The organism is Nocardioides sp. CER19, assembly GCF_029846275.1.
GTDB lineage: Bacteria > Actinomycetota > Actinomycetes > Propionibacteriales > Nocardioidaceae > Nocardioides.
Genome location: NZ_JARVWS010000001.1, coordinates 546,988 through 566,444, shown reverse-complemented (window position 1 = coordinate 566,444; position 19,457 = coordinate 546,988). Strand labels below are relative to the sequence as shown.

Here is a 19,457-nt window from a genome sequence, read left to right as displayed (position 1 = left end):
GCACCAAGGGAGCAACGAGATGAGACCACTTCGATACTCGATCAACGTCACGCTCGACGGTTGCTGCCACCACGAGGCAGGGCTCCCACCCGACGAGGAGTCGATGCGCCACTGGACCGCTGAGATGGAGCGGGCCGATGCCCTGCTGTTCGGCCGGGTGACCTACGGGATGATGGAGTCGGCGTGGCGGAAGCCGGCCACGGGCACGTGGCCCGACTGGATGGATGAGTGGCAGATCCCGTTCGCCGAGGCCATCGACCGGACGAAGAAGTACGTCGTGTCGAGCACGCTGAGCGGGCCCGATTGGCAGGCCGAGCTGCTGCGAGGCGAGCTGGGGCAAGCGGTTCGGCGGCTCAAGCAGGAGCCGGGTGAGGGCCTGTTCGTGGGTGGCGTGACGCTCCCCCTGGCGCTGGCAGACCTGGGGCTGATCGACGAGTACGTGTTCCTCGTGCAGCCGGTCCTGGCCGGACACGGCCCGACGTTGCTCGCCGGTCTGCGTGAGCGCATCCAGCTCGAGCTCGTGGACCGCCACGAGTTCCGGTCGGGCGCGTTCGCCCTGCGCTACCGGCCCTTGCGAGGACCGGTCTGACGACGGGCCGGACCTCGCCGGCAGGCTCGGATCAGTAGGACCAGGGGAAGCGCGTCACGCTCAGCAACGGTTGATGGCCACCGTTGACATCACGGGGCTGACCTGCGGAGACACGTTTGCGAGCGTGGGTCGGAAGTGGTCGCTGTCGATCACCTCCGCCGGCGCGCGACTAGCGTGCGGGCACTCCCGCGACTGCGACCCAGCCGATGATCAGCTTCTGGCTCATGCGAGGTCGCGGGCTTCGCTCGCGATGTGCCCAGGCTCGTGATCGGATACGCGCCCACGCCACGGGGGGTGAGCCCGTTCGTGGCTGATCTCGGCACGTAGTTCCAGCCGGCTTTGCGACCGGTGGCGATCTGGAGCAGAGATACGGCGAAGCAGACCTGCGGACATGGCGTAGGCCTTGCTGCCCGCCGGAGGAACCGTCACCCAGCCTGACTCTCGGGGCGACGGGCGTCGGATCAGTCCCCGCCCTCGTCGTATTGGGCCGCCCGCCTCCGCTCGAGCCGCCAATGGATCTCGTGAGTGCTCGGATGCCGCCACTCACGCAGCCGGTACTCGAATCCGGGAAGCAGCACGATCGGGATCGGGTCAGGAGACGCGGGGGCGACCGCACCCACCACGATCTTGGCCTCCACCGGGATGAACGGGGACTGTGCCGGGATCGGTTCGGTGATGATCTCCACCGGATCCGCGTAGGGGCGAGCCATGTACCGGACGCTAGCAGCAGGCCGCCCCAGTGGTCCCAATTAAATCCTACATATCTCCGTCATAGACGCCTTATAGAGGCGTCTTAGAGGTGAGAAGCGGCGGAGCGGCCGCCCCACCCGACAGGAGAAGTCAGCGACATGAGGAACAAGCTGGTCGCCGTTCTGGCGATCTCGACGATCATCGCCGGCGGGAGCGCTTCCGTCGCTCACGCCTCCGACGGGCACGACACGTGCGTCCCCTCGAACGGCACCGCCCCGGTGCTTGGCACCTGGTTTGACGACGGTCAGTCGGCTTGGTCGACCGACGCGGCAGCGCCCGAAGACGCCGACGACGACAGCGACCCGAGCTCGATCGACAACACCCAGCAATGGGTGAACCGGATCAGCCACACCTCGCCCGGGACACCGGACACCTACACAAACTGGCACCTGGTCGACGTGCACACCCAGAGGGGCGGCGCCAAGCCGGCCTCCATGGGGAGCGACACAGAGCAGATGCGTGACCTGCAGAACAGCACTGTCATCGACACGCCCGCTCAGGACGCGATCCCGGGTGGCTGGGCGGAGTTCAGCCCGACCAGTCCGACGACCTTCGACGGCCCGCCGAGCTACCCGCACGACGCGCGAGGCAAGTGGAGCGACATGAAGACCAACGGCGGTCCGGAGCAGGACAACGCGGGCGTCTTCCAGGGCGGCAACGGCAACGGCAGCTGGTTCTACCGCGAGACGTCCGCTCCAGCGGTGCCTGCGGTCAGCCACGACGACTGGACCTGGGAGATCTGGCAGCGTGAGCTCGTCCCCGGCACCCCGGCGGTGACGACGTACCGATGGACTCTGCAGGTCCGCGAGACCAAGCCCGGCACGCCCGGCAGCTGCGACGACGACCGCACGGGCGCCGCCGGCGCCTCAGACGACAATGGCACGACCACGCCAGGTGACGGCGACTCGACCGCTCAGGACAACGGCAGCGGGACTGTCGGCGACGATGGCGCCGAGAACACAGGCAGCAGCGGCCACCACTCGCTGGAGCAAGCGGTCGCCGCCGAGACCGTCGCGGCCCCGAGCGCCCTGCCGGCTCCGCGCGGCACAGCTGCGGCGCACCACCGGCAGCCCACCACCACGGTCCCCACCTTGATCGACGCAGGTCTGTGATGAAGCGGCTCCTGGTCCTCCCGATCCTGGCCCTGACCGCGTTCGCGGCGACCGGCTGTGCAGCCAGCTCTCCGGCCGCACACCGGGTGGAGCGGGAGCCGTCCATCGCCGCGTCGACCACCGCTGGCCAGACTCGGGCACCCAGGCCGCGCCCGGTGCGGCCGGTGCGGCCGGTGCGGCCGGCGACCTTGAGCATGTGGAAGTTCGATGCGCCGGTCGTGCCGATCCGCTTGTCGGGCAGCGAGCTCATCCCACCCGCCGACCCCTCCGTCCTCGGATGGTGGGGCAAGCCTGCCGGAGCAAGGACCGGGACGACCCTCCTGACCGGCCACACGGTTCACACCGGGGGTGGCGAGCTCGACGACCTGGAGCTCACCCCCGTCGGGTCGACGGCTCAAGTCTCCGGGATCGACTACGACGTGACCTCGGTCAGCGTCATCAGCAAGGCCAAGCTCGCCCACCGAGCGACCCACCTGTTCGCCCAGGACGGAGCCTCCAAGCTGGTCGTCGTCACCTGCGAGGGATACGACCCGAGCACCGGCCACTACGCCGACAACGTGGTCGTCATCGCGAAACCACGAAGCGATACGACTGCGGTCCGAAGCAGCTGACAGCTGCTCACGCGCCCGGCCCGGGCTCGATCGTCCACTGCGCGACAGGTCGCCGACCCGTCAGCGTCTCCTCGATCGCACCTCTCATCTCCGCGTCGGTGGTCACTATGGCGGAGCGTCCAGGAGTCACTGCGTCGCGAAGACGGCTGACGTCGCCTTGACTGAGCCCGAAGCGGCTCGCTGGGTTGTCGGCGTCGTCGGGCGCTTCGCCGCGGCTCGCACGCCGCAACGGTTCGAGGAAAATCACGTCGAACAGGCCGGCTCGGCGGGCAAGACCATCAGGACGATTGAGATCGGACGGTGCACCGATCGCTTCGATTCGCGGCCTGACCTCGTCCGGTCCCCAGCTCAGGGCGACGAGCGACGACCCACCCGTGAGCCCATCCGAGCGCGAAGGGTTGGAGCTCAGGGCATCGAGCACGGCGGGGCCATCCTCCGCGGAATCGAAGACCCAGACCCGGTACGTGGTCATCTGGGGTGCCGGGATCGCCCTAGCAGACCATTCACTACCTTCACCGATCCCTCCAGGCCGCAGCCGCACCCGCTGCGCGGCGCCACCTCGAGCGTCGAGACGGCACAGGAGAGGCTAGCGATGGGGTCGACGTCAACCCCTGCAATATCAGTATCCGGAGGATCATCTCCGAGGACGTGAGCCCGGTCTCGAGCGCGCGACGTCCACGCCCTCGCGGCACGGCACCACACCGTTGGCCAGCTGCTGCCGATCGGCGCCATCCCTGTGCTCCCTGCCATCCGGCACGTTCGGCGCGGCTGCCCCGCAGGGCGTTCGCGCACCGAACCGACATCGGGTGACGCGTACGACGTGCGTGTAGGTTTGCGTAGTCACTCGGACTCGGTGATCGGTTGCCCCCATGAACAGTCTGAGCCTCGGGATCCCGGGGATCGGTGGAGTTAGTCCTGGAACGCACTTCTGCGCGCTCTACTCGGGCCCAGTCGAGCGGGACCGGCTGTTGTACCCGTTCCTCGACGAGGGGTTGCGGCAAGGCGACAAGTGTCTGTGCCTGATCGACGATGTCGAGCCCGCGCTGGTCCGCGATCGGGCCGTCGGACAGCCCGGTCCGGACTACTCGCGACGGTCGGCACAGCTCGACGTCGAACGATCATCGGACGCCTACCTGCGCTCGGGGGCCTTCAGCGTCGACGACATGGTGAGCTTCCTCTCCGAGAGGGTGGACGCGGCGCTCGCAGACGACTTCTACCTGCTCAGGGCCGCCGGCGAGATGTCGTGGGTGCTGTCGGGCGCCCCGGGCTGGGACGATCTGTTCGTCTACGAGTCGTCCCTCAACCACGTCGTCGAGCACGAGCCCGCCATCCTCATGTGCCTGTACGACCTGAAGAAGTTCGGGGCCGAGATGCTCGTCGAAGTCCTCCGCACGCACCCCAAGGTCCTGCTGGACGGCACGGTCATCGAAAACCCCCATTACCTGCAGCCCGCGGAGTACGCGCCGGCTGCCCGAGCTGCCGCGGTGACCGCGTATCCCTTGGTCTGGGTAGCCGGGGATCGCGATGACGGGACAGACCACGGGTGGGCGTCGCTCACCGACGCCGAGCTGCGGATCGTCTCCTGCGTCTCTCAGGGGGTCACGAACCGGAGGGTCGGCGAGGAGCTCTCCGTCTCCCGACACACCGTGGACGCCCACCTCAAGCACATCTACCTCAAGCTCGGCGTCCACTCTCGGGTCGAGTTGACCGTGCTCGCGCTGCGGCATCGCCTCCCGATCGAGTAGTCAGGCGCGACGCCGCCCGGCAAGAAGCACCCGTTCACGGGATGCGACCGATGGGCGCGCCTGAGAAGCATGGCGGCAGACAAGTGCGCGGGTGTCGGCCACGCGCGGCCACCGGGCCGCAGTGGCGCGTCCGCAACGAAGGAGTCCGGCCCATGCTGACCAAAGCCCTCCTCGTACGTCTCGAGGCACTGCCTGGCAAGGAGGAAGAGCTCGCCGACTTCCTCACCCGAGCGCGCTCGATCGTTATGGAGGAGCCAGGCACCATCGCGTGGTTCGCGATCCGGTTCGGCCCGTCGACCTTCGGCGTGTACGACGTGTTCCCCGACGAGCAAGCCCGAGATGCCCATCTCGCCGGCGGCGTGGGCCAAGCGCTCGGACCCAACACCGGCGTCCTCTTCGCCGAGCCGCACATCGAGAAGATCGACATCCTCGCCGACAAGGTCCCGGTGTAGACCCGAGCCGGTGGTGACCAGCCGGTCGAGAGCACCCGTTCACGGGATGCAGGTGACCGGTCCCGCGAGAAGGGTGGCCCTGACACGAGCTTCCGGCGAATGGAGTGGTCATGGGCAGGGCAGTCGGCATCGACCTGGGAACGACGAACTCGGTGATCGCGGCGATGGAGGGTGGCCAACCGCAGGTCATCCCGAACGCGGAGGGCAACCGGACGACGCCGTCCGTGGTCGCCTTCTTGGAGAACGGAGAGCGACTGGTCGGCCAGATGGCTCGACGCCAGGCGATCCTGAACCCGAAGGGGACGATCTACTCGGCGAAGCGCTTCATCGGCCACAAGTACGACGAGGTCAGCAGTGAGATGACCACGGTCTCCTTCGACGTCGTCCCCGGCCCCGACGGCGCGGCGCGCTTCGAGGTCAACGGCAAGCAGTATGCCCCCGAGGAGATCTCGGCGCAGGTCCTCCGCAAGCTGGTCGACGACGCCGGGAAGTTCCTCGGCGAGCGGGTCACGGAGGCGGTCATCACTGTCCCGGCACACTTCAACGACGCTCAGCGGCAGGCCACGAAGGACGCCGGCAAGATCGCCGGGCTCGAGGTCCTCCGGATCATCAACGAGCCGACAGCTGCCGCGCTCGCGTACGGGATGGACAAGCTCGAGAACGAGACCGTGCTGGTCTTCGACCTCGGCGGCGGCACGTTCGACGTCAGCATCCTCACTGTCGGAGACGGCGTGGTCGAGGTCCGATCGACGGCCGGCGACACGCATCTCGGCGGCGACGACTTCGATCGACGCATCGTCGACTACCTGGCCGACGACTTCAAGAAGTCCAACGGCATCGACCTTCGCGACGACCCTCAAGCTCTCCAGCGCCTGTTCGAGGCCGCCGAGAAGGCCAAGGTGGAGCTGTCAGCGGTCACCCAGACGGCTGTCAACCTCCCCTTCGTCACGGCCGACGCCTCCGGGCCCAAGCACCTCAACGTCAACCTGATGAGGTCCACCTTCGAGCAGATCACTGCCGACCTCATCGACCGCTGCCTGGGCCCGGTCAAGCTGGCCATGGAGGACGCCAAGGTCACCGCCGACGACATCGACGAGGTCATCCTCGTCGGCGGCTCGACGCGGATCCCGGCCGTGCAGGCGTTGGTACGTCGCCTGACCGGTGGCAAGGACCCCAACATGACCGTCAACCCGGACGAGGTCGTGGCCATCGGTGCAGCTGTCCAGGCGGCGATCATCAAGGGCGATGTCAAGGACGTGCTGCTCCTCGACGTCACCCCGCTCTCGCTGGGGCTGGAGACGATGGGCGGGGTGATGACCAAGGTCATCGAGCGCAACACCACCATCCCGGCGCGGCGCACCGAGATCTTCAGCACCGCGGAGGACAACCAGTCCGCGGTCGACGTCGTCGTCCTCCAGGGCGAGCGTGAGAGAGCGGCCGACAACCGCGTGCTAGCTCGGTTCCGGCTGGAGAACATCCGCCCCGCGCCCCGCGGCGTGCCCCAGATCGAGGTGACCTTCGACATCGACGCCAACGGCATCCTGCACGTCTCCGCGCGCGACAAGGACACCGGTGCCGAGCAGCAGGTGACCATCAGCGAGACCTCCACGCTCAGCCAGGACGAGGTCGACCGGATGGTCAAGGACGCCGAGACCCACCGCGGCGAGGACGCCGCCCTGCGCGAGCGGGTCGATGCCCGCAACGAGCTCGACTCCGTGGCCTATCAGGTGCGCAAGGCCCTCGATGAGGCCGGTGCGGCCGTGCCTGAGCACGACCGCGCTCGTGCCGAGATGCTGGTCGAGGAGGCCAGGCAAGCCATGGACGGCGACGAATCCGTCGACCGCCTCCGCGCTCTCACCGGGGAGCTCCACCAGATGAGCCAGGTCTTGAGCACAGCGTCCCGGACCGGCGACGGATCGTCGACTGGGTCGGCGAGCGCCTCCGACGAGACGTCTGACAGCGATGACGACGTCATCGACGCCGAGTTCACCGCGCACTGACGGCCATGTCCGACCACGAGGCACCGACGACCGAGGCCGCGACGAACGGGACAGCAAGCGACGAGGCCCCAGCACACGAGACTCCGGCGAACGAAGCCCCGGAGCACGTCGACGACGCGGCCGAGCGCGGCGGCCAGGCGCGCCAGATCGCGGAGCTGGAGGATGCGTGGCGGCGAACGGCCGCCGAGCTGGACAACTTCCGCAAGCGTTGCGCGCGCGACGTGGTCCGCAGCCGCGAGCAGGAGCGGGCGACCGTGGCAACCAGGTGGCTGCCCGTCCTGGACAATCTGGAGCGGGCGCTCGAGCACGCGTCGTCCGACCCGGAGTCCGTGGTCGAGGGTGTCCGTGCCGTGCTGGCGCAGGCGGTCGGCGTCCTGGCCGACCTCGGCTACCCGCGTCGCGACGACCAGGGCCGGGCCTTCGACCCGGCCGTGCACGAGGCGGTCAGCACCATGTCCGGTGAAGGGCTGACGCCCGGCACGGTGGCTCAGGTCGTGCGTCCCGGATACGGGCCCGATGACAAGCTCCTGCGCCCGGCCGCGGTCGTGGTGGCCACCAGGGCATCCTGATGGCCCAAGACTTCTACCAGGTCCTCGGGGTCTCCCGCGATGCCGAGCCCGCCGACATCCAACGTGCCTACCGCAGGCTGGCGCGCCAGCACCACCCCGACGTCAACAAGCACTCCGATGCCGAGGAGCGGTTCAAGGACATCGCCGAGGCCTATGACGTGCTGTCGGATCCCGAGCTGCGTCGCCGCTACGACGCCTTCGGCGAGGACTTCCGGCGCGTCCCTCCCGACACGGATCCGGCCGCCTGGCGCCAGGCCCGGACGTACGCCGAAGCCGGGGCAGGAGCGCGCGGCCGCTGGTCGTCGGGGGCCGGCCCGTCGGGCGGTTTCGGTGCCGGTGACTTCGGTGCCCGCGACTTCGGTGACGACGTCGACATCGAGGACCTGCTCGGGGGGATCTTCGGCAGCCGGGGACGGGGCGGTCGGGACCGGCGCGGCTGGGGACCGGGACCGGTCCCGGGCTCTGACCACGAGGCCGAGGTGGAGGTCTCGGTCGAGGAGGCCTACCACGGCACCGAGCGCAGCTTCACGGTCAGCGGCCCCGACGGACCCCGCGCGCTCGACGTCACCATTCCGGCGGGCGTGGTCGACGGTCAGCGGATCCGACTGCGTGGTCAGGGCGGCCCCGGCAGCGGCTCGGCGGCGGCCGGGGACCTCTTCCTGGTGGTCCGGATCGCCGACGACCCGCGCTACCGGGTCGAGGGGCGCGATCTGCACGCACTCCTGCCGATCGCTCCCTGGGAGGCCGCCCTGGGCGCGTCTGTGTCCGTCGACACTCCCGGAGGGGCCGCCACCGTGAAGGTTCCGGCAGGCTCGTCCAGCCACCGCCGGTTGCGGCTCAAGGGTCGTGGGCTTCCCAACAGACGCGGCAAGCCGGGGGACTTCTATGCCGAGCTGCAGGTCCGCATGCCCGGGACCCTCACCGACGAGGAGCAGCGGCTCTTCGAGGAGCTCGCGAAGGTGTCCGGCTTCGACGCGAGGAGCCGACGATGACCGTCGTCACCCATTTCGCCCTCGCTCGGCCCTACCGGCTGAGCCTCGACAGCTATGCACAGGTCGCCGGCGTACATCCCGACTTCGTACGCCGTCTGGTCGCCTTGGGGTTGCTGGACGTCGCCCGCGACGCGCAGGGCCGCTTGTGGTTCGACCCCTCCCAGGTGAGGGAGATGGCCAGGATCCAGCGACTGCGGATGAGCCTCAACCTCAGCTACTGCGCCATCGGGCTGGTCGTCGAGCTGCTCGACAGGATCGCGGAGCTGGAGAGGGCACAACGGCGTATGCCACGACGAGGAGGTGCTCCATGGACATGAACAGACTGACCCAGAAGTCGCAGGAGGCTCTGCACGACGCCCAGACCAAGGCCCTGCGCTTCGGCCACGTGGAGGTGGACGGGGAGCACCTGCTCCTCGCCCTGCTCGATCAGCCCGAGGGCTTGGTCGCGCCACTGCTCGCGCGGGCGGGCGCCGATCCGGACCGGCTGCGCGGAGAGCTCGAAGCCGAGCTCGGCCGCCGCCCGCGGGTCAGCGGCCCGGGAGTGACGCCCGGGCAGGTGCAGATCACCCAGCGGCTCTCGCGGCTGCTCGACACGGCCGATCGCGAGGCCCGCAGGCTCAAGGACGAGTACGTCTCGGTCGAGCACCTCGTGATCGCCCTGGTGGAGGAGGGCTCGGGCTCGGCGGCCGGGCGGCTCCTCAACGCTCAGGGGCTGACCCGCGACACCTTTCTCGCCGCACTGACCGCGGTACGCGGCCACCAGCGGGTGACGTCGGCGACGCCCGAAGGGACCTACGAGGCGCTGGACAAGTACGGCCGCGACCTCGTCGCGGCAGCCGCCGCCGACAAGCTGGAGCCGGTCATCGGCCGGGACTCGGAGATCCGCCGGACCATCCAGATCCTGTCGCGCAAGAGCAAGAACAACCCAGTCCTGATCGGCGAGCCCGGGGTCGGCAAGACGGCGATCGTCGAGGGACTGGCCCAGCGGATCGCCGATGGCGATGTGCCCGATGGCCTGCGGGACAAGACCGTGTTCGCTCTGGACATGGGTGCCCTCATCGCCGGAGCGAAGTACCGCGGCGAGTTCGAGGAGCGGCTGAAGGCCGTGCTCAACGAGGTTCAGAGCGCTGAGGGCCGCATCCTGCTCTTCGTCGACGAGCTGCACACCGTCGTCGGCGCTGGCGCCGCCGAGGGTGCGATGGACGCCGGCAACATGCTCAAGCCTCTGCTCGCCCGCGGCGAGCTGCACATGATCGGCGCGACCACCCTCGACGAGTACCGCACGCACATCGAGAAGGACGCAGCCCTCGAGCGTCGGTTCCAGCCGGTCCTGGTCGACGAGCCCGACGAAGAGGATGCGCTCTCGATCTTGCGTGGGCTGCGCGAGCGACTCGAGGTCTTCCACGGCGTGAAGATCCACGACGGCGCCCTGGTGGCGGCGGTGACGCTGAGCCATCGCTACATCTCCGACCGCTTCCTGCCCGACAAGGCCATCGACCTCGTCGACGAGGCCTGCGCGATGCTGCGCACCGAGATCGACTCGATGCCGGCCGAGCTCGACGAGCTCACCAGGCGCGTGACCCGGATGGAGATCGAGGAGGCGGCACTCTCGCAGGAAGAGGACGCCGCCAGCAGGGCCCGCCTCGAGGAGCTGCGCAAGGAGCTCGCCGACGCGCGGGCCGAGGCCGATGCCCTGCGCGCGCAGTGGGAGGCCGAACGGTCGGCGCTGCGCGAGGTGCAGTCGCTACGCGAGGAGCTGGAGCAGGTACGGCTGGAGAGCGAGCGGGCCGAGCGCGAGTACGACCTCAACCGAGCTGCGTCCCTTCGACACGGCAGGCTGCCGGAGATCCAACGGCGACTCGAGGCCGCCGAGTCCCGGCTCGCCGGCAAGCAGGGCGGCCGCCGGCTGCTGCGCGAGGTCGTGACCGCCGACGAGATCGCCGACATCGTGTCGCGCTGGACCGGCATCCCGGTCACGCGCCTGCAGGAAGGGGAGCGCGACAAGCTGCTCCGCCTCGACGAGGTGCTCCACGAACGTGTCATCGGCCAGGACGAGGCGGTGCAGCTGGTGGCCGACGCCGTCGTCCGCGCCCGCTCGGGCATCAAGAACCCGCGGCGGCCGATCGGATCGTTCATCTTCCTGGGCCCCACTGGTGTCGGTAAGACGGAGCTGGCCAAGACGCTGGCCGCCGCCCTGTTCGACACCGCGGAGAACATGATCCGGATCGACATGAGCGAGTACCAGGAGCGGCACACCGTCAGCCGGCTCGTCGGGGCACCGCCCGGCTACGTCGGCTACGAGGAGGGCGGTCAGCTCACCGAGGCCGTGCGCCGCAAGCCCTACTCGGTGGTCCTGCTCGACGAGATCGAGAAGGCCCACGTCGACGTCTTCAACACGCTGCTCCAAGTGCTCGACGACGGCCGCTTGACCGACTCACACGGCCGCACCGTCGACTTCCGCAACACCGTGCTGATCATGACCTCCAACATCGGCTCGGAGTACTTGCTCGAGGGGGTCACCGCGGGCGGCGAGGTCAAGGACGACGCGCGCTCGATGGTGATGCGCACCCTGCAGTCGCACTTCCGCCCGGAGTTCCTCAACCGGGTCGACGAGATCGTGATGTTCAAGCCGCTGACGCTCGCCGAGATCGAGCGCATCGTCGACCTGCAGCTCGAGGAGCTGCACGAGCGGCTGGCCGACATGCGGATCACCCTCGACGTCACGGCTGCGGCGCGTCGCTTCATCGCCGACCAGGGCTTCGAGCCGGCCTACGGCGCCCGCCCGCTGCGTCGGTATATCTCCCGCGAGGTGGAGACCCAGGTCGGCCGGACGCTGCTGCGTGGCGACGTGGCTGATGGTGGCACCATCTCGGTCGACGTCGTCGACGGGAAGATCACGATCACTGCGGCTGGCAACCCGTCAGAAGGCAGGGCCGTCGCATGACCGCGGCCACCCAGAAGGCGACAACGGTCGAGTGCCGCAACTGCGGAGCCAAGAACCGCGTCCCGGCGGTTGCCGAGGGCACGCCACGCTGCGGGAAGTGCGGCACACCGCTGCGCTGGGTGGTGGATGCGACCGATGCCGAGTTCCACGCCGTCGTGGACGAGTCGAGCTTGCCTGTGCTGGTCGACGTGTGGGCTCCGTGGTGCGGCCCCTGCCGGATGGTGAGCCCTGCCTTGGAGAAGCTGGCCGGTGAGCTGGCCGGCCACCTCAAGCTGGTCAAGGTCAACGCGGACGACAATCCGACGGTGAGTCGGCGGTTCGAGGTCCAGTCGATCCCGACGCTGGTCCTCCTCGACCACGGCGAGGTGGTCGACAAGCAGATCGGCGCGCTTCCGGAGAACCGGCTGCGCTCATGGCTCGAGTCCAAGCTGCCGGCGGGGGCGTGATGACTACCGAACCGACGCGTGTCGGCGCCGACCCACACCTCGAGATCGTCCGGCCCGTGCCGCCACCCGCGCGGCGCGTGTGCGCGGAGTGCGTGCAGCTCGGCACTCCATGGGTACACCTGCGTCAGTGCCTGACCTGTGGCCAGGTCGGCTGCTGCGACTCCTCACCGATGCGACACGCGCGCGCGCACGCCACGACGGGCCACTTCATCGTGCGATCGATCGAGCCCGGGGAGAGCTGGAGATGGTGTTATGCCGACGAGCAGTTCGTCTGAGCTCGAGCTCGTGGACCTACCCGAGACGCCCGACGCAAGCGGCGCGTACCCCCGCCTCACCGACGCGCAGATCACGTTGCTGTCCCGGTTCGGCACCCGGCGACGGTTGCCGAAGGGGGCCGCGCTCTTCCGCGAAGGAGACCGGGACTGCGACTTCTTCGTGATCCTGGACGGCATGGTCTCGGTCTGGCAGCAGACCGACGGTGACTCGCAGCTCGTGGCGGTGCACGGTCCCGGCCGCTTCCTCGGCGACCTCTCGCTGCTCACCGGACAGACCCTCTACGTGACGGCCACCGCCGAGCAGGACGTCGAGGCGCTCGCTGTCCCCGTGGAGCGACTCCAGGAGGCGGTCGTCGAGGATCCCGCACTCGGCGACCTGATCCTGCGCGCCTTCATCGTGCGTCGCAGCCTGCACGCGGGCACCGGCGCGGGCTTCCGGGTCGTCGGTTCCCGGTTCTCCTCCGACAGCCGCCGGATCCGGGACTTCGCGAGTCGGAACAGGATCCCGCACCGGTGGGTCGACCTGGAGGAGGACTCGGAGGCGGAGGGCTTCCTCCGAAGGCTCGGCGTCTCCCCGGAGGAGACGCCGGTGGTGATCTGGAAGGGCGAGCACGTCCTACGCAACCCGAGCAACACCGAGCTCGCCACGCTGATCGGGTTACGCGCCGCGCCCGCGCGTGAGGCCTACGACCTGGTCGTCATCGGCGCCGGCCCCGCCGGGCTCGCCGCGGCCGTGTACGGCGCGTCCGAGGGACTCTCGTCCCTCGTCCTCGACGCGGTCGCAACCGGCGGGCAGGCCGTGACGTCGTCCCAGATCGAGAACTACCTCGGCTTCCCGGCGGGCATCTCCGGCGCTGAGCTGGCGGACCGGGCGGTCGTCCAGGCACGGAAGTTCGGGGCCACCTTCACCGTGCCCGGTGAGGCACTGTCCCTCCGGGAGGCCGAGGGGTACCACGTCGTCGGACTGTCCGGCGGGGAGGACGTCACGGCGCACGCTGTGATCCTGGCGACCGGTGTCCAGTACCGGCGTCTGGACGTGCCCGGCCTCGACCGTTTCGAGGGCAGCAGCGTCTTCTACGCCGCGACCGAGTCCGAGGCACAGCTGTGCGGCGGCGACCCCGTGACCGTTGTCGGGGGCGGGAACTCCGCAGGCCAGGCGGCCTTGTTCCTCTCTCGCCGGTCGTCGGCGGTGCACCTCGTGATCCGCCACCACGATCTGCAGCGCGACATGTCCCGCTACCTGGCCGACCGGATCGAGAGAACTCCGCGGATCCGCGTGTGGCGAGACTGTGAGGTGCACCGGCTCGAGGGAGACCTGGCGATCAGGTCTGTCGTCCTTCGGGAGCTCGGCAACGGACGGACGCACGTCCTCGACAGCTCGGCGCTGTTCGTGCTGATCGGCTCGAAGCCCCGTACGGCCTGGCTCGAGGACCTGATCGAGCTGGACGAGCACGGATACGTCCTGACAGGGGTGACCAGCCGGCGTGGCAGCTTGTTCGAGACGGATACGCCCGGAGTGTTCGCCGTCGGAGACGTGCGGAGCGGTTCGGTCAAGCGCGTGGCGTCGGCCGTCGGCGAGGGCGCCATGGCCGTGCGCCTCGTCCATGACTTTCTCGAAAGAGCGGGTCGACGATGAAGGAGCGCCGCAGCCGAGCCACGTCGGCGTACGGCGCTCCCCCTCATCGACGTCTATCGCGACCGCGGCATCCTCGTCCCAGTCGCCGTCCGCCGTCCATCGCCCGCCGGATCGGTTCGGCGAGCGCCGTCATCCGGCGGCGGGGGTGAGTGCTGTCGCGAGCGACTCCAACACCGACGGCACGACCCGGAAGTAGGCCCAGCGACCCCGCTGCTCTCGCGTGGCCAAGCCCGCCTCGACGAGGAGTTTCATGTGGTGGGACACCGTGGGCTGGCTGAGCCCGACTGGCTCGGTCATGTCGCAGATGCACGCCTCGCCGTCCTCGGAGGCCGCGATCATCGAGAGCAGCTTGACCCGCGTCGGGTCGCCGAGCGCCTTGAACATCCGCGCCAGCGTCTCGGCGGTCTCATCGCTCACCACTCCGCCGGTGACGGGCGAGCAGCAGGCAGCGAGCCCGGCCGGCTCGATCAGCGGAAGGGAGGTCGCCATAGCCCCATTCTACGGATACATTGACATTTGTCGATGCGAGGATCATGGTTGTCACATCGAAGAACGTCTATGCAAGGAGTGGGTATGTCCGACCTGCCTGTCGTCGTGATCGGGGCGGGGCCACAGGGCCTGGCGGCCGCGGCCCATCTGCTCGAGCGGGGACTCGATCCCATCGTGCTCGAGTCCGGCCGGGGCCCTGGTGCGGCTGTGGCCGAGTGGGGCCACGTCCGACTGTTCTCGGAGTGGTCCGAGCTGGTCGACCAGGCCGCCGCCCGCCTCCTCGAGCGGACCGGATGGACCGCCCCGACGAGCGGCTACCCGACCGGAGCCGAATGGGTCGAGCAGTACCTCGCCCCGCTGGGCAAGGTGCTCGGCGAGCGGGTCCGGTACGACGCTCGCGTCACCGGCGTCTCCCGCAAGGGCCGCGACCGCCTCGTCGACGCGGACCGTGGCGAGCAGCCCTTCACCATCCACCTCACCGACGCCGCCGGCAACGAGTCTCGCCTCGAGGCCCGCGCGGTCATCGACGCCTCCGGCACCTGGCGCAAGCCGAACCCGGCCGGCGCCGACGGCCTGCCCGCCCTCGGTGAGACCGCGAACTCCGACCTGGTCACCTACTCGGTGCCCGACAGCCAGGCACCGGGCCGCTACGCCGGCAAGCACACCGTGCTGCTCGGCGCCGGCGCCTCCGCCCTCAACGCCATCATCGAGCTGGACCGCATCGCCCAGCAGCACCCCGACACCACCATCACGTGGGTGCTCCGCCGTGGCTCGACCGCGACCACCTACGGCGGCGGCGAGGCCGACCAGCTGCCGCAGCGCGGCGCCCTCGGCCTGCGCGCCCGGGCGGCCGTCGAGGCCGGCCGCGTCCAGGTCGTCACCGGCTTCCGGACCGCCGAGATCCGGCGCGCCAGCGAAGGTGACACGGGCCGTGCCGTCGTGGTGGCCGAGGACGGCCGCGAGCTCGCGCCGGCCGACTCGTTGGTGGTGCTGACCGGGTTCCGCCCGGACCTGTCGTTCCTCTCCGAGCTCCGCCTCGACCTGGACCCGACGCTGGAGGCACCGCGCAACATCGCCGTCGAGATCGACCCCAACATCCACTCGTGCGGCTCGGTCCAGGCCACCGGCGCCCGCGACCTGGCCCACGCGCAGGAGCCGAACCTCTACGTCGTCGGGATGAAGTCCTACGGCCGCGCACCGACGTTCCTGGCGATGACCGGCTTCGAACAGGTCCGCAGCATCGCGGCGATGCTCGCCGGTGACGTCGAGGCGGCCGAGCGGATCGAGCTGGTCCTGCCCGACACCGGCGTGTGCGGGGGCTCCGGCCTCTACGACGACCCCGAGAGCGCCTCGGGCGGCGGCTGCTGCGCACCTGCCCCGGCCCTGCTCACCATCGGCGGTCCCGCCAGCCTCTCCGTCGGAGGCGCGTCCAGCTGCGGGACCTCGAGCGGCGGTTGTGGCTGACGAGACGCTCGACGCAGACGGCGGGGGGCAGGCATCCGTGCCTGGCTCCCGCCGGCCTGTACTCGTCACGCTGTGCGTGACGGTCACCATCGGCTACGGCGTCCTCTACTACGCCTTCACGGTCCTGGCGCCGGCCATCTCGAAGGACACCGGCTGGTCGCACACCGCTGTCGTGGCGGCGTTCTCCGTGGGCAGCGTCGTCGGCGGGGTCGCGGGCATCCCGGTCGGTCGCGCCCTTCAGGAGCACGGCCCACGCGCAGTGATGACGCTCGGCAGCCTGTCGGGTGCGGTGGCGGTCGCGGTGGTGGCACTCGCGCCGACGCTCCCGGTCTTCATCCTCGGTTGGGTGCTCGCCGGTCTCGCGAGTACCGGCCTGTTCTACCCGCCGGCGTTCGCCACAGTGACCGAGTGGTTCGGCCAGCGTCGGGTTCAGGCGGTCACCACGCTCACGCTGGTCGCCGGGTTCGCGTCGACCATCTTCGCGCCCCTGACCAGCGCCCTCGACGGCGCCGTGGGCTGGCGACGCACCTACCTGCTCCTCGGCATCGTCCTGCTCGCAACACTCCCTGCTCACGCAGTCGCCCTGAAGCACCCCTGGACCGGCTCGACCAGGGCCACGAGTGCCCGCTCGAGCGCTGACCGCGGCGTCGTGACCAGCCGCCCCTTCATCCTGCTGACCGCCGCAGGCACGCTGACGTCTCTGGCGATGTACGCCTCCCTGGTCAACCTCGTGCCGCTGCTGACCTCACGCGGACTGAGCACCGGTCTCGCGGCCTGGGCACTCGGCATCGGCGGAGCCGGACAGGTCGCCGGGCGTCTCGCCTACCCAGCGCTGAGTCGCCGGATGGCACCGACCGCGCGGGCCGCCGCGGTCATCGGGCTTCTGTCTGCGACTTTGGTCGCGCTCGCCGTGGTGCCCGGACCGGCGGGCCTGCTGGTGGCCATCGCGGTGGTCAGTGGCGCCGCCCGGGGCCTGTTCACCCTCGTCGGCGCCACCTTGGTCACCGACCACTGGGGCCCGAAGCGGTACGCCGCCCTCAGCGGCGTCTACAACGCACCCGTCTCCATCGCCGCCGCCCTCGCCCCAGCCCTCGGAGCCGGCCTGGCCGCAGCCACCGGAGGCTACGGCGCCCTGTTCCTCATCCTGGCCGGGCTGTCCGTCGCGGCCGTTGCGCTGGCGGTCCTGAGTTCTCGACCCGGCACCCGCGAGCCCGTCAGCGAGGCGCGCGCAGCGTGAGCTGGCCGCGGTGGAAATCGGGGAAGTGCATGCTCAGGCGCAATGACTCCTCGGTCTCGGCATCGAGCCTGCGATGCAACGACGCGACCGCTGTGGAGGTCGCCTGGCTCCGCATGGTCCAGGAGACCCCAGGCCTGGCGCCGGGCGCGCTCGAGTTCGGCGTGGACGGTGCTCTCGTCGAGCCCTTCCCGCAGGCGACGCCGGAGCGCCGCGGTGCTCAGGAGGCGCGTGGGTAGCGCTGGGCGAGGTCGACCACGCGTGCGGCCAGCTCGTCGTAGGCGGCGTCGTACGCCGCCTCGGTCCCGACCCGGACCGGATCGGGAATCGACCAGTGCAGGCGGGTGGCCGCCGTCGGCCGAAGCTCTTCGTGGGCACGGTCGCACACGGTGACCACGACGTCGCCGTCTCTGAGGACCTCGTCCAGGTGCTGGGGCCGTACTCGGGGAAGTGGTAGCTGGCGCCTGCCGGCCGCCTCGACCGCGCCAGGATCGATGCGCTCAGCCGGGTGCGTGCCTGCCGAAGCCGTCGGGATGTCGCTGGCGCGTCGCCACAACGCGGCGGCGAGGTGGGACCGTGCCGAGTTCGCCGTGGAGACGAACACCACCCGCTCCGGGGCGGAGAGCTGCCCGAGACCAAGGCCGTCGAGCGCATCCCTGACCAGCCGCAGATACGTACGTCGGCCGTCGCCCTCCGAGCGGTGCCGGGTGATGAGGCCAGCAGACTCCAGCGCCTTGAGGTGGAAGGCGAGCAGGTTCGAGGGCATACCCAACGCGGTGGAGAGCTCGGACGGCGACGCGTCGCCGAGTCTCAGCGTGTCGACGACTCGCAGGCGCGCCACGTCACCGAGCGCAGCATGCACCGCCGCCCTGCGCTCAAGCTCCGACATTCGCTCAGTGTTCATTGTCTCAAGATTGACTGAGCAAAGTTAGGCGGTCAAGATGCAGCCGTGAATGCACCACTTGCTCGCCGACTTCTGGCTGAGTTCCTCGGCACCGGCCTCCTCGTCACCGTCGTGGTCGGCTCCGGCATCGCCGCCGAGCAGCTCTCTCCTGACCAGGTCGGCCTCCAGCTGCTGGAGAACTCCACTGCGACGGTCTTCGGCCTGGCGGTGCTGATCTTGTGGTTCGGGCCGGTCTCAGGCGCGCACTTCAATCCCGTGGTCTCGCTGGCGGACTGGTTCCTCGGCCGCCGTACCGGCACCGGCCTCCGGCTTCCGGACGTCGGCGCCTACACGATCGCCCAGGTCGCCGGCGGCATCTGCGGCGCGGTGCTGGCCAACGTGATGTTCGAGGTCGGCACGCACATCTCGACCCATCACCGCGCCAGCACCGGCCACCTGGTCGGCGAGGTCGTCGCCACCGCCGGCCTGATCGCGCTGATCCTCGCTCTCGTCCGCACCGAGCGCGGCGCCATCACCGCACCCGCCGTCGGCGCCTACATCGGGGCGGCGTACTGGTTCACCTCGAGCACGTCCTTCGCGAACCCGGCCGTCACGATCGGCCGCGTCTTCTCCGACACCTTCGCCGGCATCGCCCCGGCCTCGGTCCTGCCGTTCATCGCCATGCAGCTGATCGGCCTCGCCGTCGGCATCGCCGTCACGGTCGCTCTCTACCCTGACGCCGGAGCCAAGGCCGACGACGTCGTCATCCCCAAGATCCACTGACCGTCGCTCGACCCCAGCCATGACCCCACGAGGAGCCCGACATGACCGCCAAGCCCACCGTCCTGTTCGTCTGCGTCCACAACGCAGGTCGTTCGCAGATGGCCGCCGGTTACCTCCAGCATCTCGCCGGTGATCGCATCGAGGTGCTCTCGGCAGGCTCCCAGCCCGGGAACCAGATCAACCCGGTCGCCGTCCAGGCCATGGCGGAGGAAGGCATCGACATCGCGGGCAACCAGCCCAAGGTCCTCACGACCGAGGCCGTGCAGGCGTCCGATGTCGTGATCACGATGGGTTGCGGCGACGAGTGTCCGTACTTCCCCGGCAAGCGTTACGAGGACTGGAAGCTCGACGACCCCGCCGGCCAGGCCATCGACGCCGTCCGCCCGATTCGCGACGAGATCCGGGCCCGGATCGAACGGCTGATCGAGTCACTCAGCGCCTGAGGCGGACGCACGGAGGTCGAATAGGGCTCTGACCTGCGAG

The 19,457-nt window shown here is 69.7% G+C and carries 22 protein-coding genes; 18 read left to right on the top strand and 4 right to left on the bottom strand.

The features are described from left to right. Positions 1-19: 19 nt before the first annotated feature. On the top strand, positions 20-589 hold the full coding sequence (locus QDS12_RS02810; protein ID WP_279876713.1) for a dihydrofolate reductase family protein: 570 nt from the start codon (positions 20-22) through the stop codon (positions 587-589). A 461-nt stretch (positions 590-1,050) separates the two neighbouring features. Here QDS12_RS02810 and QDS12_RS02805 read toward each other — a convergent pair whose 3' ends face one another. Beyond that, the gene (locus tag QDS12_RS02805; RefSeq protein ID WP_279876712.1) at positions 1,051-1,299 is read right to left on the bottom strand and encodes a hypothetical protein; all 249 of its coding nucleotides are present in this window, start codon (positions 1,297-1,299) and stop codon (positions 1,051-1,053) included. A 138-nt stretch (positions 1,300-1,437) separates the two neighbouring features. Between QDS12_RS02805 and QDS12_RS02800 the strand changes: the two genes are divergently transcribed. Beyond that, entirely contained in the window at positions 1,438-2,451 is a 1,014-nt protein-coding gene (locus QDS12_RS02800) for a hypothetical protein (protein ID WP_279876711.1), read from the top strand. Beyond that, positions 2,451-3,062 (top strand): class F sortase, encoded by a 612-nt coding sequence (locus QDS12_RS02795; RefSeq protein ID WP_279876710.1) that lies wholly within the window; start codon positions 2,451-2,453, stop codon positions 3,060-3,062. The genes QDS12_RS02800 and QDS12_RS02795 overlap by 1 nt, the downstream gene beginning before the upstream one ends. 7 nt (positions 3,063-3,069) lie before the next feature. Here the strand turns inward: QDS12_RS02795 and QDS12_RS02790 are convergent, their stop codons facing one another. Next, positions 3,070-3,534, bottom strand: coding sequence for a hypothetical protein (locus tag QDS12_RS02790; protein WP_279876709.1), 465 nt, complete (start codon positions 3,532-3,534; stop codon positions 3,070-3,072). A gap of 397 nt (positions 3,535-3,931) precedes the next feature. On the opposite strand from QDS12_RS02790, the gene QDS12_RS02785 reads away from it, so the two are divergent. The 10 genes from QDS12_RS02785 (at position 3,932) to QDS12_RS02740 (ending at position 14,121) form a co-directional block, all read left to right on the top strand. Continuing rightward, positions 3,932-4,807, top strand: a complete 876-nt coding sequence (locus QDS12_RS02785) for an MEDS domain-containing protein (protein ID WP_279876708.1) — start codon at positions 3,932-3,934, stop codon at positions 4,805-4,807. Between the two features lie 152 nt (positions 4,808-4,959). Next, entirely contained in the window at positions 4,960-5,259 is a 300-nt protein-coding gene (locus QDS12_RS02780) for an antibiotic biosynthesis monooxygenase (protein WP_279876707.1), read from the top strand. A gap of 110 nt (positions 5,260-5,369) precedes the next feature. Next, positions 5,370-7,259 carry a molecular chaperone DnaK gene (dnaK, locus tag QDS12_RS02775; RefSeq protein ID WP_279876706.1) on the top strand — a complete coding sequence of 630 codons (1,890 nt, stop codon included), beginning with the start codon at positions 5,370-5,372 and terminating at the stop codon, positions 7,257-7,259. A gap of 5 nt (positions 7,260-7,264) precedes the next feature. Beyond that, the gene (locus tag QDS12_RS02770) at positions 7,265-7,828 is read left to right on the top strand and encodes a nucleotide exchange factor GrpE (protein WP_279876705.1); all 564 of its coding nucleotides are present in this window, start codon (positions 7,265-7,267) and stop codon (positions 7,826-7,828) included. After that, on the top strand, positions 7,828-8,820 hold the full coding sequence (locus QDS12_RS02765; protein ID WP_279876704.1) for a DnaJ C-terminal domain-containing protein: 993 nt from the start codon (positions 7,828-7,830) through the stop codon (positions 8,818-8,820). The genes QDS12_RS02770 and QDS12_RS02765 overlap by 1 nt, the downstream gene beginning before the upstream one ends. Continuing rightward, positions 8,817-9,137, top strand: coding sequence for a chaperone modulator CbpM (locus QDS12_RS02760; RefSeq protein WP_279876703.1), 321 nt, complete (start codon positions 8,817-8,819; stop codon positions 9,135-9,137). Before QDS12_RS02765 ends, QDS12_RS02760 begins: the two co-directional genes overlap by 4 nt. Next, the gene (gene clpB / locus QDS12_RS02755; protein WP_279876701.1) at positions 9,128-11,764 is read left to right on the top strand and encodes an ATP-dependent chaperone ClpB; all 2,637 of its coding nucleotides are present in this window, start codon (positions 9,128-9,130) and stop codon (positions 11,762-11,764) included. Before QDS12_RS02760 ends, clpB begins: the two co-directional genes overlap by 10 nt. Beyond that, positions 11,761-12,210 carry a thioredoxin gene (trxA, locus tag QDS12_RS02750; RefSeq protein WP_279876700.1) on the top strand — a complete coding sequence of 150 codons (450 nt, stop codon included), beginning with the start codon at positions 11,761-11,763 and terminating at the stop codon, positions 12,208-12,210. The genes clpB and trxA overlap by 4 nt, the downstream gene beginning before the upstream one ends. After that, complete coding sequence (locus QDS12_RS02745) at positions 12,177-12,485, top strand: UBP-type zinc finger domain-containing protein (RefSeq protein WP_347882173.1); 309 nt, start codon at positions 12,177-12,179, stop codon at positions 12,483-12,485. Before trxA ends, QDS12_RS02745 begins: the two co-directional genes overlap by 34 nt. Then, positions 12,463-14,121 (top strand): FAD-dependent oxidoreductase, encoded by a 1,659-nt coding sequence (locus QDS12_RS02740; RefSeq protein ID WP_279876697.1) that lies wholly within the window; start codon positions 12,463-12,465, stop codon positions 14,119-14,121. Before QDS12_RS02745 ends, QDS12_RS02740 begins: the two co-directional genes overlap by 23 nt. 129 nt (positions 14,122-14,250) lie before the next feature. Here QDS12_RS02740 and QDS12_RS02735 read toward each other — a convergent pair whose 3' ends face one another. Then, complete coding sequence (locus QDS12_RS02735; RefSeq protein ID WP_279876696.1) at positions 14,251-14,610, bottom strand: metalloregulator ArsR/SmtB family transcription factor; 360 nt, start codon at positions 14,608-14,610, stop codon at positions 14,251-14,253. Positions 14,611-14,694: 84 nt separating this feature from the next. On the opposite strand from QDS12_RS02735, the gene QDS12_RS02730 reads away from it, so the two are divergent. The 3 genes from QDS12_RS02730 (at position 14,695) to QDS12_RS02720 (ending at position 17,547) form a co-directional block, all read left to right on the top strand. Continuing rightward, complete coding sequence (locus QDS12_RS02730; RefSeq protein ID WP_279876695.1) at positions 14,695-16,074, top strand: NAD(P)-binding domain-containing protein; 1,380 nt, start codon at positions 14,695-14,697, stop codon at positions 16,072-16,074. Positions 16,075-16,150: 76 nt separating this feature from the next. After that, positions 16,151-17,311 (top strand): MFS transporter, encoded by a 1,161-nt coding sequence (locus QDS12_RS02725; protein ID WP_279876693.1) that lies wholly within the window; start codon positions 16,151-16,153, stop codon positions 17,309-17,311. A gap of 29 nt (positions 17,312-17,340) precedes the next feature. After that, positions 17,341-17,547, top strand: a complete 207-nt coding sequence (locus QDS12_RS02720; protein WP_279876691.1) for a hypothetical protein — start codon at positions 17,341-17,343, stop codon at positions 17,545-17,547. Here the strand turns inward: QDS12_RS02720 and QDS12_RS02715 are convergent. Then, a complete protein-coding gene (locus QDS12_RS02715) occupies positions 17,529-18,197 on the bottom strand; it encodes a helix-turn-helix domain-containing protein (protein ID WP_279876690.1) in 669 nt (222 codons plus the stop codon). The two genes, QDS12_RS02720 and QDS12_RS02715, sit on opposite strands and share 19 nt — an antisense overlap. A gap of 60 nt (positions 18,198-18,257) precedes the next feature. Between QDS12_RS02715 and QDS12_RS02710 the strand changes: the two genes are divergently transcribed. Together QDS12_RS02710 and QDS12_RS02705 are read left to right on the top strand one after the other, a co-directional pair. After that, the gene (locus QDS12_RS02710) at positions 18,258-18,974 is read left to right on the top strand and encodes an aquaporin family protein (RefSeq protein ID WP_279876688.1); all 717 of its coding nucleotides are present in this window, start codon (positions 18,258-18,260) and stop codon (positions 18,972-18,974) included. 41 nt (positions 18,975-19,015) lie between these two features. After that, positions 19,016-19,417 carry an arsenate reductase ArsC gene (locus QDS12_RS02705; protein ID WP_279876687.1) on the top strand — a complete coding sequence of 134 codons (402 nt, stop codon included), beginning with the start codon at positions 19,016-19,018 and terminating at the stop codon, positions 19,415-19,417. Positions 19,418-19,457 lie beyond the last annotated feature (40 nt).

Bases quoted from the DNA above. Each gene is read 5' to 3' on its own strand.
- QDS12_RS02810 (WP_279876713.1), top strand. From the start codon at position 20: ATGAGACCACTTCGATACTCGATCAACGTCACGCTCGACGGTTGCTGC.
- QDS12_RS02805 (WP_279876712.1), bottom strand. From the start codon at position 1,299: ATGGCTCGCCCCTACGCGGATCCGGTGGAGATCATCACCGAACCGATC.
- QDS12_RS02800 (WP_279876711.1), top strand. From the start codon at position 1,438: ATGAGGAACAAGCTGGTCGCCGTTCTGGCGATCTCGACGATCATCGCC.
- QDS12_RS02795 (WP_279876710.1), top strand. From the start codon at position 2,451: ATGAAGCGGCTCCTGGTCCTCCCGATCCTGGCCCTGACCGCGTTCGCG.
- QDS12_RS02790 (WP_279876709.1), bottom strand. From the start codon at position 3,534: ATGACCACGTACCGGGTCTGGGTCTTCGATTCCGCGGAGGATGGCCCC.
- QDS12_RS02785 (WP_279876708.1), top strand. From the start codon at position 3,932: ATGAACAGTCTGAGCCTCGGGATCCCGGGGATCGGTGGAGTTAGTCCT.
- QDS12_RS02780 (WP_279876707.1), top strand. From the start codon at position 4,960: ATGCTGACCAAAGCCCTCCTCGTACGTCTCGAGGCACTGCCTGGCAAG.
- dnaK (WP_279876706.1), top strand. From the start codon at position 5,370: ATGGGCAGGGCAGTCGGCATCGACCTGGGAACGACGAACTCGGTGATC.
- QDS12_RS02770 (WP_279876705.1), top strand. From the start codon at position 7,265: ATGTCCGACCACGAGGCACCGACGACCGAGGCCGCGACGAACGGGACA.
- QDS12_RS02765 (WP_279876704.1), top strand. From the start codon at position 7,828: ATGGCCCAAGACTTCTACCAGGTCCTCGGGGTCTCCCGCGATGCCGAG.
- QDS12_RS02760 (WP_279876703.1), top strand. From the start codon at position 8,817: ATGACCGTCGTCACCCATTTCGCCCTCGCTCGGCCCTACCGGCTGAGC.
- clpB (WP_279876701.1), top strand. From the start codon at position 9,128: ATGGACATGAACAGACTGACCCAGAAGTCGCAGGAGGCTCTGCACGAC.
- trxA (WP_279876700.1), top strand. From the start codon at position 11,761: ATGACCGCGGCCACCCAGAAGGCGACAACGGTCGAGTGCCGCAACTGC.
- QDS12_RS02745 (WP_347882173.1), top strand. From the start codon at position 12,177: ATGGCTCGAGTCCAAGCTGCCGGCGGGGGCGTGATGACTACCGAACCG.
- QDS12_RS02740 (WP_279876697.1), top strand. From the start codon at position 12,463: ATGCCGACGAGCAGTTCGTCTGAGCTCGAGCTCGTGGACCTACCCGAG.
- QDS12_RS02735 (WP_279876696.1), bottom strand. From the start codon at position 14,610: ATGGCGACCTCCCTTCCGCTGATCGAGCCGGCCGGGCTCGCTGCCTGC.
- QDS12_RS02730 (WP_279876695.1), top strand. From the start codon at position 14,695: ATGTCCGACCTGCCTGTCGTCGTGATCGGGGCGGGGCCACAGGGCCTG.
- QDS12_RS02720 (WP_279876691.1), top strand. From the start codon at position 17,341: ATGCTCAGGCGCAATGACTCCTCGGTCTCGGCATCGAGCCTGCGATGC.
- QDS12_RS02715 (WP_279876690.1), bottom strand. From the start codon at position 18,197: ATGTCGGAGCTTGAGCGCAGGGCGGCGGTGCATGCTGCGCTCGGTGAC.
- QDS12_RS02705 (WP_279876687.1), top strand. From the start codon at position 19,016: ATGACCGCCAAGCCCACCGTCCTGTTCGTCTGCGTCCACAACGCAGGT.